Here is a 14,579-nt window from a genome sequence, read left to right as displayed (position 1 = left end):
TACGACATTTGGTGATGTCGATACTCTAAGTGTGTCCGGGCAGAGGGGTTTTATACCTCCATTCGCAAAAAAGTTCGATGATTTTTTCATTTTTCATTCCAAGGCGGATTATGGTACGATATCGACAGGAATTTTCCAGGCATAAAAGGTGAGTGAACAAATCGATGAGAGTTATTTCGGGCCGAGCCCGGGGCAGGTCGCTCAAAGCCGTACCCGGCATGGGGACCAGGCCAACCACAGACAAAGTCAAAGAAGCGATATTCAGCATGATCGGTCCGTATTTCGACGGCGGCTCCGCGCTGGACTTGTTTGCCGGAACCGGCGGTCTCGGGATTGAGGCGTTAAGCCGCGGCATGGACAAGGCGGTGTTTATCGATAAAGATTTTAAGAGCATTGAGACGATCCGTCAGAATTTGAAGGCGACCGGATTCGAGACCATGGCTGAAGTCTACAAAAACGACGCTGAACGTGCGCTGAAAGCTCTGGCGAAACGGGAGGCGTCATTTGATCTGGTGTTCTTGGATCCGCCGTACCGCCTGAAACACGGGGATGCGCTGATGACCCAGATGGACGAGCTGCAGCTGCTCAAGCCGGAGGCAACGATCGTGCTCGAATACGAAGCCTCGTATGTTTATCCTGAGCGGTTTGGGCCTTTTGTGCAAATACGTAAAGCGGAATACGGGGAGACTTCCGTATCCATTTATACTTACGATACCGAGTTGAACACGGTTCAAACCGACGATCAGGAGGAAAAACAACATGAGTGAACAGCGGCAACCGCGAGTGGCGGTATATCCGGGCAGCTTTGATCCTGTAACGAAAGGGCATATGGACATCATCCAGCGGGCCTCGCGCCAGTTTGACAAGCTGATCGTGGCCGTGCTGAACAATTTGAGCAAGAAGCCGTTATTTACGGTCGATGAGCGCAAGGCCTTGCTCAGAGAGGTGACCGGGCATCTTCCTAATGTCGAAATTGACAGCTTCCGGGATCTGCTGGTCAATTACATGGACTACAAACAAGCCCATGTGATCGTCCGGGGCATTCGCTCCGTCACCGACTTTGAATATGAGCTGCAGCTGGCTTCTACGAATCATAAGCTGAACAGTGAGGTGGAGACGATCTTTATGATGACGCATCCCAAATATTCGTATTTGAGCTCCAGCGTCGTCAAGGAGATAGCCAGCTTCCACGGCGATGTCAGCGATCTCGTTCCGCCGGAGGTTGAGATGGCGTTGCGTGAGAAGTTCAAGGATAAGCTGGGGCCGAGCTAAGCAAGGCTCAGAGCTTTAAGGTTTCTCTTGTCGCCGCCACAGGAGCGCGATGGACAAGAAGCCAACCGTCAGCAATGTCAGCATCCACAGCTGCCATTCCATCACCCCGAACGCTTGCTGCCAGCTGGGCAGCTTGACGGCCGGGGTGTCGCTTCCTATTGGGGAGGCTTCGCTGCCGCCAAATGCGGGGAGAACGCTTGGCAGCCAGCGGGTGACCGGCTTCCACAGCAGCAGGGTCAGGACATAAGCATAAGCTGCATGGAGCAGACGGCTGAGCAGGAACGACCGTTCTCCGATGCCTGCGGGCCCGAGGATAGCTCGCACTTGCAGGTAAGCGCATAGGCCGCTCCACCCTAGCACCGCACCCAGTAACGAGGCGCTGAGGGCCGGAGGAAGGGAAGGGGCCAGCCCGGACAGGGCATAGGAGCCTAAATGGACCTCGAGAGCGCTTTTCACTGCAACGGCCATTGTTTGATTAGGGAACGCGAGCAGAATAACGTGAATCACGACTGCGAAAATAAGCATATATCCGCCGATAATCATCAGCGTTTGAACGCCCGAGGCGACCGCGTCGCCCAGCAGCTTGCCAAAGCTGCGGCCGTCTTCGCGGCGGGCCTCCTCCATCCGGCGCATGGCCAGGCGCAGGATGGATTCACGCGGCCTGGCTGCAGGCTTTACCGGCGGAGACACCGCTGATTTCGAGCGGTCTGGGAACACCAACTGCAGCGTAACGCCGGCGGCGAGGCCGGCAATCCAGTGCACGGCGAGCAAGAGCAAGCCGACCTCAGGGCGGCTTAAGAAGCCTGCGCCAATCACAACGACGAGCAGCATCGGGCTGCAGAAGTGAGCTGCCGCGGCGAGACGTTCGGCTTCACGAGCGGTGATCTTGCCCTGCTTATGCAGGGTTACCGCAGCTTCGGCTGCAGCAGGGAAGCCGGCCGTCATCCCCAGCGGCAGCACCCAGCCGAAGGAGCCGGGAAGACCCAGGGCGCGGCGGGTGAAAGGCTCGAGCAACGCGCCCAGACCATGGGCGAATCCTGAGGCGATCAGCATTTGCGACAGAACGATAAATGGCAGCAAGGCTGGGAATACGATGCGCCACCATATGGTCAAGCCTTCCCCCGAAGCTTTGAACGCTTCGCCGGGGGCGTAAACGACGCAGATCACGAGCAAAACGGCCAAAAATCCGGTTAACCATGTGGAGAGCGGGCTGGCAGCCAAACGTCGGAAATTCATATGTATAGATCCACCTTCTTTGTCTTTAGATAAAGATCGATAGCGAATATACGCATAGTACATGCTATGCATCAGCGGCGAAGGACAGACTACCGGTTTCGCATGGCAGGTGCAGGCAGAGGAGCGGCGGCTGAGAAGATGCGAAAGCGCCGCCACACAGGAAGGGAGGAGAAACGGGATGCGACCATCCAGAACCAAAGCGTTAAAATCGGGACTGTATGTGCTGATCCTTGCGGTGATCGTCTATGTTGTCGTCTATATGTCTACCCCGTATATGATCAATCAGCCGGGGACGGCAGAGGAAATCAAACCGATGGTTTCCATCCCGTCGGGAGATCCTGAGGAGAAGGGCACTTTTATGCTCACAACGGTTTCCGTCAGTTACGCCAACGTATGGATGCTGGCGACGGCTCGCTTCAACAAGCATGCCGAGATCGTGAAGAAGGAACCTGATCGCAATGACGAGGAATACGAAACGCAACAGCGATACTATATGAACAGCTCCCAATCCAATGCGATTATGGCGGCCTATAATAAAGCCGGCGTCAAGTACGGTATCGTCCCGGAGTACGTATTTATCATCGGCTTGTCTAAGGATAGCCCGCCCAAGGGAGATTTTCACTCCGGGGATATAATTCGAGCGGTGAAGGGACAGCCGGTCAATCGGTTTGAAGACCTTGGCGCCTTGCTGCAGGACAATCAACCGGGGGATGTGGTTGATGTCCGTCTGGAACGGGGAGGCAAATCGGTCGACCAGCAGGTGGAGCTGGTAGAGATTAAGGCGGCTGACGGCGCGCGCAAGGCTGGATTAGGTGTATCGGTAGGCGAACTGCGGAAGATACAGGCCGCGGATCAGGCTAAGGAAGTGAAGTTTGCCGACACGCGGATTGGCGGTCCGTCGGCCGGCTTAATGTTTGCGCTTGAGATTTATAATCAGCTGACACCAGGGGACTTAAGCAAAGGCTACCGGGTGGCTGGCACCGGCACGATCGCCGAGGACGGCACCGTAGGAGCGATCGGCGGCGTCCAGTTTAAGATTGTGGCGTCGGATCGGGAGAAGGCGGAAATATTTTTTGTTCCAGAGGCAAATTATAAGGTTGCGAAGGCCAAAGCAGAGGAAATCGGTTCGAAGATGAAGCTCGTTCCGGTGAAGACGCTGGACGATGCCTTGGATTATTTGGCTTCGTTGGAGCCGAAGGCGCCATAATCCAGGGCAAGCGATTCCAGGTTTGGCGGCGTGAGGCTTGGAGCGTAACGGCGCGATTAATCCGTCAGGCGAATAGGGGCTTGACGGTACTCGCGCAGCAGCTCCTCCGCGCTGCGCTTTGGCATAGCATTCGCATATACGGCAGCGGCCCGAATGTCGAGATTCAGCTGCGGGTGCTCCAATTCAGCAGCCCGGGTGATGATCGGCAGCCGGGCCGTTTGTTTCATCCGCTTTAGCAGCTGCTGCCCGGCCGCGCTAAAGCCAAGCACGCGCAGATACCCCGGGCCTTGAGCGAGCGCCTCTGGCGCCAGCAACTCGCGGGGATGCTGCAAGAGAATATGCAGCAGCGTGCGCTGCAGTTTCGTATGCGTGTAGCGTTTCGTCTTGAGCTGCGCGAGCAGCTCGGCGACGGTGGGCTCTGCCAAGCGGGGCAGCGTCTTTTTGATCCGGTATTCCAGCCCTTCGGTCACCTCGTGAAGGGCGGCCAGCTGCTCCGGTGACGCCAGGAGCAGCTGATGGAAGAGCGGCGCGGCCAAGCTCTCCCACGTCACGGGCCCGCGTCCCGCCGCGAACTCGCGGGCGAGGATGTCCACCGTGGACGGCGGGAGATACGGCGCGGCCGCGGCGAGGCCGCCGCCGGCGATCAGCCGCCGCACGGCGGTGGCGCTGGCGATGCTCGCGTCCGTCGGCGCGACATCGCCGTATCCCGCGGCCCGGCGCCGGACGGTGGCCGGCGCGATGCCGCTGCCCAGCCGCCGCAGCGCGATCAGGTAGTGCAGCCCCAAACTGTTGTTGGGCTGCTCCAAGAGCGCTCGCGCTGCGGCGGCATCAAGGGCGCTGCCGCCGAGCGTACGCGCGGCTGCGGCCGCATAGGCCGCGGGGTAGCTCGCCCCGGTGGCGAGCTCCTCCGCGAGGGCCGCCCGCAGCGCTTGCGGTTCGGCGGCCAGCCGCTCGGCCAGCGGCAGCAGCGCCGTCAGCGCGCCGGCTTCGCTGCCGAAGCACAGATGCGACGTGATTCCCGTCGCATCGAGCAAGGCCACGGCTCCGTAGGCGAACCACTCCGCCGGCTGGGCCGCGTAGGCGACCGGCAGCTCCAGTACGACGTCGACGCCGAGGCGGAGGGCCATCTCGGCCCGAGCCCATTTGTCGACAAGTGCCGGCTCGCCGCGCTGCAGGAAATCGCCGCTCATCACGGCGATGACCGCGTCCGCCTGCGTCAACCGTTTCGCCTCGGCGAAATGGTAAGCGTGACCGTTATGGAGCGGATTATATTCAACGATGATCCCTACAATCTTCAAAGGACTCGACTCCTTATTCTCCGGGGTGATAGTTTCAAATTTTCATTTATGAATATACCACAATATACCATGAAACCGGCGCGATACGGCAAGGATGAAGCGGACGATGGCTTTTCTTCGGGATCATCGCTTTATTGTTGACAAAACTTACTTAAAATCGGTATAATAACTTTTGTTTGTTTGGAGTGATGCTGATGATTATTCATTTACGTCAGGTGAACTCGTCCGGAGCTCCGGTGAAGATTCATCAAGCCTTGGACGTAAGCCATGTCGTTAAAGGTCGCAGGGACATTACCGCGATCAGTCCGCTTCAGGTCGATTTGCAGGCGGAAGCTGCCGGCGGAGACGTAGTCGATGTCAAGGGTCAGCTGACCGCAGAGCTCGATATGACCTGTTCCCGGTGTCTGAAGCCCTTGAAGCAGGTCGTGCAAGCGGAGTTTTCAGAGAGCTTCAAACAAGGCGACGATCCCGAGACAGACGTACAGGCGCAGGAAGAAGACGATGACTTGCATTATGTCGCCGACGACAAAGTCGATCTCGTGCCGTACGTGGAAGAGACGCTGTTGCTTCATCTTCCGTATGCCGCTCTGTGCGAGGAATCCTGCAAAGGGCTATGCCCGGTTTGCGGAACGGATCGGAACGAGCGGGATTGCGGCTGCAATACGGACAAGATCGATCCGCGACTCGCAGCGCTCGGCGATTTTTTCAAAAAATAAGCAAGTAAACAAGAAATAAAGCCCCGGTTAGGGTTGACTTGAATAAGGAGGTGGGAACCATGGCAGTACCTCAACGGAGAACGTCCAAAACGCGCCGCGACAAACGCCGCACGCATTTCAAATTGGCTGTGCCGGGCATGGTAAAATGTGAACAATGCGGAGAATTGAAGCTTGCTCACCACGTTTGCAAAGTTTGCGGAACTTACAAATCTAGAGAAATTATTGGCCAATAAGCTTTAAGCAACAACTCAAAGTAGTACTTCATTTCGATGAGGTGCTATTTTTTTTGTCTTTGTTGTTGCCGCCTCCCGTGCCGCCTCCCGTCAGGTTTATGGCAATTTCGCTTTTCTTTTGGGACGGGATGCTTTATACTACATTTTAGTACCAGGTTCTAAAGAATAGCTTCGCCAACTATTACATATAAGGGAACGTTGATATTATAGATAGACCATCATTGCTTGCTGAAGAGGGGGGGATACCCATCGAACGTTTGCCGAAGCGGGCGAGGCAGCAACAGCTCGTCCAAATGATAGAAGCTAACCCGTTTATTACGGACCAAGAGCTGACCCGTCAGCTGAAAGTCAGCATTCAGACAATCCGTCTTGACCGCATGGAGCTGGGCATCCCGGAGCTCCGGGAGCGGATGAAGCTGATGGCGGAACGGTCGTATGACCAGGTTCGTTCCTTGCCGCTGCATGAGGTCATCGGGGAGATCGTCGATCTGCAGCTGGACAAGAGTGGGATCTCCATCTTTGAAATCCGTGAGGAGCATGTGTTCTCCCGGACGGGGATCGCCCGTGGACATCATGTGTTTGCCCAGGCGAACTCCTTGGCGGTGGCTGTGATCAACGACGAAATCGCTTTGACATTCTCTGCAGACATCCGGTTTATCCGTTCGGTGCATCTCGGTGAGAAATGCATTGCGAAAGCTTATGTCAGACCCAATTCCGGCCAAAAAGGCAAAGCGAAGGTTGAGGTCTTTACTTACGTAGGCGAAGAAATGGTATTCCAAGGGAATTTCGTCATCTACCGGTCCACCGGAGAGGACACTTCAGAAGGAGGAAGTCAGCATGAGAATCGCCATTGATGCGATGGGCGGAGATCACGCGCCGCAGAGCACGGTCGAAGGTGCACTGGCCGCAGCCAAGGAATGGAGCGATACCGAAATCATTCTGGTTGGTAATGAGCAAGTGCTGAAGCCGATGCTGCAAGGAGCGCCGGCAAATTTACGAATTTATCACGCGTCCGAAGTGATCGAAGCGGAGGACGAGCCGGTTAAGGCGGTTCGCCGCAAAAAGGACTCTTCGATGGTTGTCGCCGGACGGCTTGTCCGCGAAGGGGAAGCGGAGGCGATGATCTCCGCCGGCAACACCGGTGCATTGATGACTACGGGACTGCTGGTGGTCGGGCGGATGGAAGGGATTGAGCGGCCCGCGCTTGCGCCGATGATCCCGACGGTGGATGAGCGCGGCGTGTTAGCGCTTGATCTTGGTGCCAATATGGATGCCAAGCCGGAGCATCTAGCCCAGTACGCCCTGATGGGAAGCATCTATCGCGAGAAGGTGCACGGCATTAGCAAGCCGCGGGTGGGTCTGCTGAATGTCGGCACCGAAGCGAAGAAGGGCAATGAGCTTACCAAATCGGCTTTCCCGCTGTTAGAGACGATGCCGATTAACTTTGTTGGGAACGTGGAAGCTAGGGATATTTTGACCGGTGCTTGCGATGTACTGGTGTGTGACGGCTTTGCGGGAAATATTTTGCTGAAATCGCTGGAAGGTACGGCGGGCACGATGTTCTCGATTCTGAAGAAGGAATTTTCAAAATCGTTAAAGAACAAGCTGGCTGCAGCCGTATTAATGCCGTCCCTGCGCGGATTGAAGAAGACGATGGACTACAAGGAGCATGGCGGAGCGCCGCTTCTTGGTTTAAGTGGTTTGGTCGTGAAGGGGCATGGATCCTCTGACGGAGGTGCCATTAAGAATGCTGTACGCCAAGCGCGTACGGCGTTGCAAAGCAAATTGACGGAAAGTATAGCACGTGAAATCAGCGGGGAGTGAATGAGGATCGTGACAAAATTACGTTCGGTTGGAATTATCGGGACCGGGAAGTACGTTCCGGAAAAGGTGCTGACGAATGCCGATTTGGAGAAAATCGTAGATACGAATGACGAATGGATCGTTTCGCGTACAGGAATTAAAGAACGGCATATCGCCGCACCGGACCAAGCGTCCTCCGACTTGGCTTATGAAGCGGCCGTTCGGGCGTTGGATTCCGCGGGTTTGAAAGCGGAAGAGCTGGATTTGATCATTGTGGCAACGATCACCCCGGACATGGCGTTTCCTTCGACCGCTTGCATTTTGCAGGACAAGCTCGGTGCGAAGAAAGCGGCTGCCTTTGATTTATCCGCCGCTTGTTCAGGGTTTGTTTACGGAATGGCCACGGCGAACGGATTTATTCAGACTGGAATGTACCGGAATGCACTGGTGATCGGTGTGGATACCTTGTCCCGCATCACGGACTATACGGACCGGAACACTTGTGTTCTGTTTGGGGATGGGGCCGGGGCTGTCGTGCTCGGCGAGGTGCCGGAAGGCCGCGGATTCTTGTCCTTTGATCTCGGCGCGGAAGGGGCCGGCGGCGAGTTGCTGAAGCTCGAAGCGGGCGGTTCTCGCCTTCCTGCTTCGGAGGCGACCGTGGCGGATCGCAAGCATTACATTTATATGAATGGCCGCGAGGTGTTCAAGTTTGCCGTACGCGTGATGGGAACGGCAACCGAAGAAGTGCTTCGCAAAGCAGGGAAGACCAAAGAGGACATCGATCTCTTCGTCCCTCACCAGGCGAATATCCGAATCATCCAATCGGCGAGAGAGCGTCTGAATTTGCCGGAAGAGAAGTGCGTGATCAATGTGGATAAATACGCCAACACTTCGGCGGCTTCGATTCCGCTGGCGCTGGTTGAAGCAGCAGAGGATGGACGCATGAAGGAAGGCGACACCATCCTGCTCGTTGGCTTCGGAGGCGGACTAACCTGGGGAGCATCCGTGCTCGTGTGGTGATCTAGGCGATCGCCAGCGGATACGCAAGGATGGATGTTCATTCACCGGACTTTTACGATAGGGAGTGCACAGGATGGGCAAAATCGCTTTTGTTTTTCCGGGACAGGGTTCCCAAAGCGTTGGAATGGGCAAGGATATATATGACGCGCTGCCGGAAGCACGGGCGCGGTTCGAAACTGCAGATGAGCAGCTGGGCTTCAAGCTCACCGATCTGATCTTCGGCGGACCGGACACGGAGCTGAAGCAGACGGCCAATACACAGCCGGCGCTCTTGACGACTAGCGTGGCGCTATATGAGGCATTTGCCGCCAAAGGCGTTCAACCGGATTATGTTGCCGGTCACAGTCTGGGCGAATACAGCGCGCTGACCGCAGCCGGTGTTCTTCACTTTGAAGATGCCGTGAAGCTTGTTCGGGCGCGCGGCGAATTTATGGAGCAAGCGGTGCCGGGCGGGCAAGGCGCGATGGCAGCCGTCCTTGGCGGCGAGCGTGACGCACTTGCTAAGCTGTGCGCCGACATTACTGCTGGCGGTGCGCTGGTTGAGCTGGCGAATGTGAACTGCCCTGGGCAGATTGTGGTCTCGGGAAGCCGAGAAGGGGTCGACCTTGTTATTGAACGGGTGAAGGAAATCGGAGCCAAACGGGCGATCCCGCTGGAAGTCAGCGGTCCGTTCCACTCTTCTTTGATGAAGACGGCTGCGGAACGGCTCGGCGAACGACTGGCTGCGGCTTCGTTTCAAGATGCCAAGGTGCCGGTGGTCGCGAACGTGACAGCTCGCCCCGTTCAAAACGGCGTAGAGATTGCCGAATTGCTGGTTCGTCAAGTGTATTCCCCAGTGCTTTGGGAGGACAGCGTGAGCTGGCTCCTGTCCCAAGGCGTGGATACCTTCGTAGAAATCGGCCCTGGCAGTGTCTTAACCGGTTTAATCAAGAAAATCGATAAATCGGCACGTCTGTTTAACGTCAGCGGATTGGACAGCCTGGAACAGACGGCTGCAGCTTTCGCTGAATAGGTAATAGCTCGATTTAACCTTCGGTTTTACCTCGCCGCAAAGGTGCCGCTTGGCGCAAAGAATGGCGATAGGATCATAGAGGCAAACTAGAGCTTTGATTTTTTAAATGCTTCGCATATGTTAGGCGAAAGGAGATGAACCGTATGAGCAAACCGCTGCAAGGGAAAACCGCTTTGGTCACGGGAGCTTCTCGTGGAATTGGCCGCAGTATTGCACTTGCTTTGGCTGAGGCGGGAGCTGATGTCGTTGTCAACTATGCGGGAAATGAAGAAGCCGCCGCCCGCGTCGTTTCTGAAATTGAGGCGCTTGGTGTGAAATCCTACGCGGTGAAAGCCCATGTAGGCAGCAGCGAGCAGTTCGAGGAAATGGTGAAATCCATGCTGGATGCGTGGGGCCGGATTGATATTCTCGTGAATAACGCAGGGATTACAAGAGATAATTTAATTATGCGTATGAAGGAAGAAGAGTTTGATCAAGTCATCGAGACGAATCTCAAAGGCGTATTTAACGGCATCAAAGCCGTAACCCGCCCGATGATGAAGCAGCGCTCGGGACGAATTATCAATATCTCTTCGGTGGTTGGCGTGCTCGGCAATGCGGGTCAAGCGAACTATGTCGCTGCCAAAGCCGGGGTGATTGGCTTGACCAAATCTTCGGCACGCGAGTTGGCTTCGCGCGGGATCACCGTGAATTGCGTCGCTCCCGGATTTATCGATACCGATATGACGGGCGAGCTTCCGGAGGAGTATCGCCAGAAGCTGCTGGCGGATATCCCATTGGCCCGCTTGGGACAACCTGAGGAGATCGCCAGCGTGGTTCTGTTCCTCGCCTCGGACAGCGCGGCATATATGACCGGTCAGACGCTGCACGTAGACGGCGGAATGTACATGTAAAAATCACGCCTTTCGCTTCTATGGCATTTTAACTTCAAATCTCTTATAATACCAAAGAGGAGGTGAACCGGATGTCCGATATCTTGGATCGCGTAAAACGCATTGTTGTGGATCGCCTCGGCGCTGATGAAGCCGAAGTGACACTGGAAGCGTCTTTCAAAGACGACTTGGGTGCGGATTCGCTTGACGTAGTTGAGTTGGTCATGGAATTGGAAGATGAATTCGATCTGGAAATTTCCGACGAAGATGCAGAGAAGATTACGACTGTAGGTGAAGTTGTAAACTACATACAATCTCATACCTAATGTCATCCCAAAGTCCCGTACCTCCTACATAGCAGGCGGGACTTCTCCTCATCTTCAGCTCTTCAAGCATTCGTGCTTAAGACTTAGAATGATTAGTACACATGAAGTCCATACGAGGTGAATGTGTTTGAAGCATAGAGTAGTAGTTACAGGAATGGGGGTCGTGACCGCGCTTGGACAAGACCTTGATACGCTGTGGAATAACCTTGTTCAGGGGAAGTCTGGCGTTTCAAGAATCGAAGCGTTTGATGTCAGCGAATACCCGACGCAAATTGCCGCCTCCGTGAAAGATTTTAATCCAGAGGATTATGTGGACCGGAAGGAAGCGCGGAAGATGGACCGCTTCGTGCAATTTGCCGCCGCTGCGGCGGTCAGCGCCATGAAAGACAGCGGCCTCACCATCGGTGAGACGGCCGATCCGGAACGGGTTGGCGTGATGATTGGTTCAGGGATCGGCGGTCTTGGAACTTGGGAAGACCAGCACAATATTTTGCTGGAGAAAGGTCCAAAACGCGTCAGCCCATTTTTTATTCCGATGATGATTGCGAATATGGCATCGGGCCATGTATCGATCATGTTTGGAGCGAAGGGTCCGAACACGACGGCGGTGACTGCGTGCGCGACCGGAACTCATTCCATCGGCGATTCGTACAAGCTGATCCAGCGGGGAGATGCCGATGTGATGATTTGCGGAGGCGCGGAAGCAACGATCCGTCCGACCGGTATGGCAGGGTTCTGCTCGATGCGGGCGATGTCGACCCGCAACGACGAACCGGAGAAGGCCAGCCGGCCGTTCGATCTGGAACGAGACGGTTTTGTCATGGGCGAAGGCGCCGGGATTCTGATTTTGGAATCGCTGGAGCATGCACAGAAGCGCGGTGCTAAAATCTACGGTGAAGTGATCGGCTACGGCTTGAGCGGAGATGCTCACCATATGACCGAGCCGGATCCGAACGGGCCGGAGCGCTGCATGAAGATGGCGATCCGTGATGCCGGGATTGCGCCGGAAGAAGTGGATTATATTAACGCCCACGGGACATCGACTCCGGTTGGTGATCGCTCGGAGACGATTGCGATCAAGCGGGCGTTTGGCGACCATGCTTATAAATTGGCGGTCAGCTCGACGAAATCGATGACCGGCCATTTGCTTGGGGCTGCCGGCGGGGTGGAAGGGGTCATTTGCGGGCTCACCTTGAAGCATGGCATCATTCCGCCAACGATCAACTTGGAGCATCCGGATCCAGAATGTGATCTGGACTACGTTCCGAACGAAGCCAGACGTGCGGATGTCCGCGTCGCGATGTCCAACTCGTTTGGATTCGGTGGACACAATGCCACGATCATCATGAAGAAATACGAAGCATAAGGGGTTAAGTCCGGTGAATGGAGATCTGAAGCAGTTACAGCAAAAACTTGAACTGGTATTCCAAAATCGGCAGCTTCTGAAACAAGCCTTCACTCATGCGTCATACGTGAATGAGCATCGCTTCAGTCAATATGAGGATAACGAACGGCTGGAGTTCTTGGGCGATGCCGTTCTCGAATTGACCGTTTCGGAGCATTTATATCGGTTATTCCCGGATCGTCCTGAAGGCGAGCTGACCAAATTGCGCGCCGCGATCGTCTGTGAACCGTCGCTTGTGAAATTCGCCGAAAACCTGGAGTTTGGCAAATACGTCCTGCTAGGCAAAGGCGAGGAATTGACGGGTGGGCGAACTCGTCCTGCTCTGCTCGCGGATGTGTTCGAATCCTTTATTGGCGCTTTGTACTTGGACCAGGGCCTGGAAGCAGTTACTGCGTTCCTTCATCGCCATGTATTCCCTAATTTGACCCTTGATGGCAAGCTGTCAACCGGCGACTTCAAAACGGAGCTGCAGGAGCTGACGCAGCATCATGGCATGGGCACATTGGAATACCGGATCATTGAAGAACGGGGACCGGCCCATGAGCGCGAATTCGTTGCGGAGGTCCGCATGGATGGGCGTCCACTTGGCCAGGGTACTGGCAGATCCAAGAAGGAAGCCGAGCAGCAGGCCGCCGCCGTGGCGCTGGAGTTGCTTAAGAGCTCTGAGCTTTGAACATTGCATGAGAAGTGAATATGGAAGAGAAGAAGGCATCCCAAGATTGATCAGGGAGGCCTTCTTCTCTTAGATCAGACCGATCGTGCTGTTAGTTACTTTAAACCACTGGAGATATTCAATCCTTATCGGTTTTATTTTGTTCTGAGTGATTTATTTTTGAGGTACAACATTGAGTATCTACTGTGGGGATCCCACTTAATGGGTCAAATTGATACAGGGAAATATAAAGTCTCCGTAATTCTTGTAACTGCACGGCTAGCTCCAATCCGAACTTAAAAAAAATTTCCTTTTCCTTTTCAGAAATATCTTCACAGACACAGTTGGCATAAGAAATTACGGCGCCGTGAACCGCCTGAATGCTTTTTAATAGTTTATGTCTACATAAACTTGACATAGAAATGTTCTCCTTTAAGATGATTTTGAAATAGAATATAATGTTACGTAATAAAAAAATAAAACGGATAAGACATCATACTACTATTTTGAAGTTCATTCATTACAAGAGGAACCTGAACAACAGCTTTTCTTAGGAAAGCGTATTGCTCAGGTTCTGTTCAAAAGAGGTGAAAGAGAGTGAATAAGTTTGTTTATGATAACGATTTGGACTTTATAAATGCTAAATATACTCTGTTTTGTTTTTTGTCATTTATTACAATGCGAAAGATTTTACGTTTAGAAGAAAAAAAGCGCCAACTGAAGCAAAGAATAGAAGAAGCTAAAAATATAAATTAGTATTATGTGGGTATCCCGCCGTCAATAGGAAAGCAATCTGTTTCACACGTTTTAATATTATTGGTGCACATATTGATACACAAGCTAGGTTTTATTTTAGCTGCAGCGCATGCAATAAGACAAAATTCATTTAGCTCAGGTACATATTTACAGTTGTATTCCCTCCATTCTTGGCCAGGAGGACAAGATGAGGCTGTATTTGCAGCAGGAGTGAAGTTGTTTTGCTTATTATCATCTACCGCTAATTTTTTTTCTTTGCCTGTGAAGTGATTTTCTATTACATTCCCCGATTGATTCAGAAGTGTACTTTTCGTTGTTACTTCCACTAGTTCATCATTTTCGTTATAAGACAGGACAAAAAGTTCAGGTTTACTTTTAGCAGATAAGATTAAATACTTAGTATTTTTATATTTGTAAAGTTGAGGACTATTTAGTTCGAGTGAAACCCCCTTGTCTTGTAAAAAGTTAGTTGCGCTTTTTATTCTTGGTTCTTCAACTTGCAGTTTAATTAACTTATTGTTTTCCATCCTAAATCCCACCTATTGATTATTGCAGGTGAGCTTTCCCTAGGATATAAATCCAAGATAACTGTATCCCGCAGTTTCCAGATTTAAGAGAAATTCATCTGCAAGATTAATATATTGATATACTTAACATCGTGTTACAAACGAAAACGAAAATGAAAATGAACACTATGTCTAGTTGATCTTACTACTAAGTATGAAGAAGGGGATTATAAGTATTGAGAAAAATTCAATGTTCTGTTTGACT

17 protein-coding genes are annotated in these 14,579 nt (G+C 53.3%); 13 read left to right on the top strand and 4 right to left on the bottom strand.

The genetic code is table 11. From position 1 onward, the window contains the following. The first annotated feature begins 164 nt into the window (after positions 1-164). Positions 165-767: a 16S rRNA (guanine(966)-N(2))-methyltransferase RsmD gene (gene rsmD, locus C812_RS09740; RefSeq protein ID WP_009222955.1), complete on the top strand. Its 603-nt coding sequence runs from the start codon at positions 165-167 to the stop codon at positions 765-767. After that, the gene (gene coaD / locus C812_RS09735) at positions 760-1,272 is read left to right on the top strand and encodes a pantetheine-phosphate adenylyltransferase (protein ID WP_009222956.1); all 513 of its coding nucleotides are present in this window, start codon (positions 760-762) and stop codon (positions 1,270-1,272) included. The genes rsmD and coaD overlap by 8 nt, the downstream gene beginning before the upstream one ends. 15 nt (positions 1,273-1,287) lie before the next feature. Here coaD and C812_RS09730 read toward each other — a convergent pair whose 3' ends face one another. Next, positions 1,288-2,508, bottom strand: a complete 1,221-nt coding sequence (locus C812_RS09730) for a nucleoside recognition domain-containing protein (RefSeq protein WP_016312483.1) — start codon at positions 2,506-2,508, stop codon at positions 1,288-1,290. Positions 2,509-2,686: 178 nt separating this feature from the next. Here C812_RS09730 and C812_RS09725 point away from each other — a divergent pair, with 178 nt between their 5' ends. After that, on the top strand, positions 2,687-3,715 hold the full coding sequence (locus C812_RS09725; RefSeq protein ID WP_016312482.1) for a SepM family pheromone-processing serine protease: 1,029 nt from the start codon (positions 2,687-2,689) through the stop codon (positions 3,713-3,715). 56 nt (positions 3,716-3,771) lie between these two features. On the opposite strand, the gene C812_RS09720 is transcribed toward C812_RS09725, so the two are convergent. Then, positions 3,772-5,013 (bottom strand): nucleotidyltransferase, encoded by a 1,242-nt coding sequence (locus C812_RS09720; RefSeq protein ID WP_016312481.1) that lies wholly within the window; start codon positions 5,011-5,013, stop codon positions 3,772-3,774. Positions 5,014-5,207: 194 nt separating this feature from the next. Between C812_RS09720 and C812_RS09715 the strand changes: the two genes are divergently transcribed. The 10 genes from C812_RS09715 to rnc all read left to right on the top strand — a co-directional run bounded on the left by C812_RS09715 (position 5,208) and on the right by rnc (position 13,073). Beyond that, positions 5,208-5,729, top strand: coding sequence for a YceD family protein (locus tag C812_RS09715; protein ID WP_016312480.1), 522 nt, complete (start codon positions 5,208-5,210; stop codon positions 5,727-5,729). A 59-nt stretch (positions 5,730-5,788) separates the two neighbouring features. Further along, positions 5,789-5,962: a 50S ribosomal protein L32 gene (gene rpmF, locus C812_RS21845; protein WP_009222962.1), complete on the top strand. Its 174-nt coding sequence runs from the start codon at positions 5,789-5,791 to the stop codon at positions 5,960-5,962. Positions 5,963-6,219: 257 nt separating this feature from the next. After that, positions 6,220-6,816: a transcription factor FapR gene (gene fapR, locus C812_RS09710; RefSeq protein ID WP_028537792.1), complete on the top strand. Its 597-nt coding sequence runs from the start codon at positions 6,220-6,222 to the stop codon at positions 6,814-6,816. After that, positions 6,800-7,786 (top strand): phosphate acyltransferase PlsX, encoded by a 987-nt coding sequence (gene plsX / locus C812_RS09705; protein WP_016312478.1) that lies wholly within the window; start codon positions 6,800-6,802, stop codon positions 7,784-7,786. Before fapR ends, plsX begins: the two co-directional genes overlap by 17 nt. A gap of 9 nt (positions 7,787-7,795) precedes the next feature. After that, the gene (locus C812_RS09700) at positions 7,796-8,785 is read left to right on the top strand and encodes a beta-ketoacyl-ACP synthase III (protein WP_016312477.1); all 990 of its coding nucleotides are present in this window, start codon (positions 7,796-7,798) and stop codon (positions 8,783-8,785) included. A 73-nt stretch (positions 8,786-8,858) separates the two neighbouring features. Further along, the gene (fabD, locus tag C812_RS09695; RefSeq protein ID WP_016312476.1) at positions 8,859-9,797 is read left to right on the top strand and encodes an ACP S-malonyltransferase; all 939 of its coding nucleotides are present in this window, start codon (positions 8,859-8,861) and stop codon (positions 9,795-9,797) included. Positions 9,798-9,940: 143 nt separating this feature from the next. Further along, the gene (gene fabG, locus C812_RS09690) at positions 9,941-10,690 is read left to right on the top strand and encodes a 3-oxoacyl-ACP reductase FabG (protein WP_009222967.1); all 750 of its coding nucleotides are present in this window, start codon (positions 9,941-9,943) and stop codon (positions 10,688-10,690) included. Positions 10,691-10,761: 71 nt separating this feature from the next. Next, complete coding sequence (acpP, locus tag C812_RS09685; protein ID WP_009222968.1) at positions 10,762-10,995, top strand: acyl carrier protein; 234 nt, start codon at positions 10,762-10,764, stop codon at positions 10,993-10,995. A 127-nt stretch (positions 10,996-11,122) separates the two neighbouring features. Further along, complete coding sequence (gene fabF, locus C812_RS09680) at positions 11,123-12,361, top strand: beta-ketoacyl-ACP synthase II (RefSeq protein WP_016312475.1); 1,239 nt, start codon at positions 11,123-11,125, stop codon at positions 12,359-12,361. Between the two features lie 13 nt (positions 12,362-12,374). Then, positions 12,375-13,073: a ribonuclease III gene (gene rnc, locus C812_RS09675; protein WP_016312474.1), complete on the top strand. Its 699-nt coding sequence runs from the start codon at positions 12,375-12,377 to the stop codon at positions 13,071-13,073. 118 nt (positions 13,074-13,191) lie between these two features. Here rnc and C812_RS09670 read toward each other — a convergent pair whose 3' ends face one another. Both C812_RS09670 and C812_RS09665 read right to left on the bottom strand, forming a co-directional pair. Beyond that, positions 13,192-13,470, bottom strand: a complete 279-nt coding sequence (locus tag C812_RS09670) for a hypothetical protein (RefSeq protein WP_016312473.1) — start codon at positions 13,468-13,470, stop codon at positions 13,192-13,194. 340 nt (positions 13,471-13,810) lie between these two features. Continuing rightward, positions 13,811-14,335, bottom strand: a complete 525-nt coding sequence (locus tag C812_RS09665) for a hypothetical protein (RefSeq protein ID WP_016312472.1) — start codon at positions 14,333-14,335, stop codon at positions 13,811-13,813. Positions 14,336-14,579 lie beyond the last annotated feature (244 nt).

Source organism: Paenibacillus barengoltzii G22, from assembly GCF_000403375.2.
In the GTDB taxonomy this organism is placed as follows: domain Bacteria; phylum Bacillota; class Bacilli; order Paenibacillales; family Paenibacillaceae; genus Fontibacillus; species Fontibacillus barengoltzii.
This window is presented reverse-complemented; position numbering and strand designations above follow the sequence as displayed.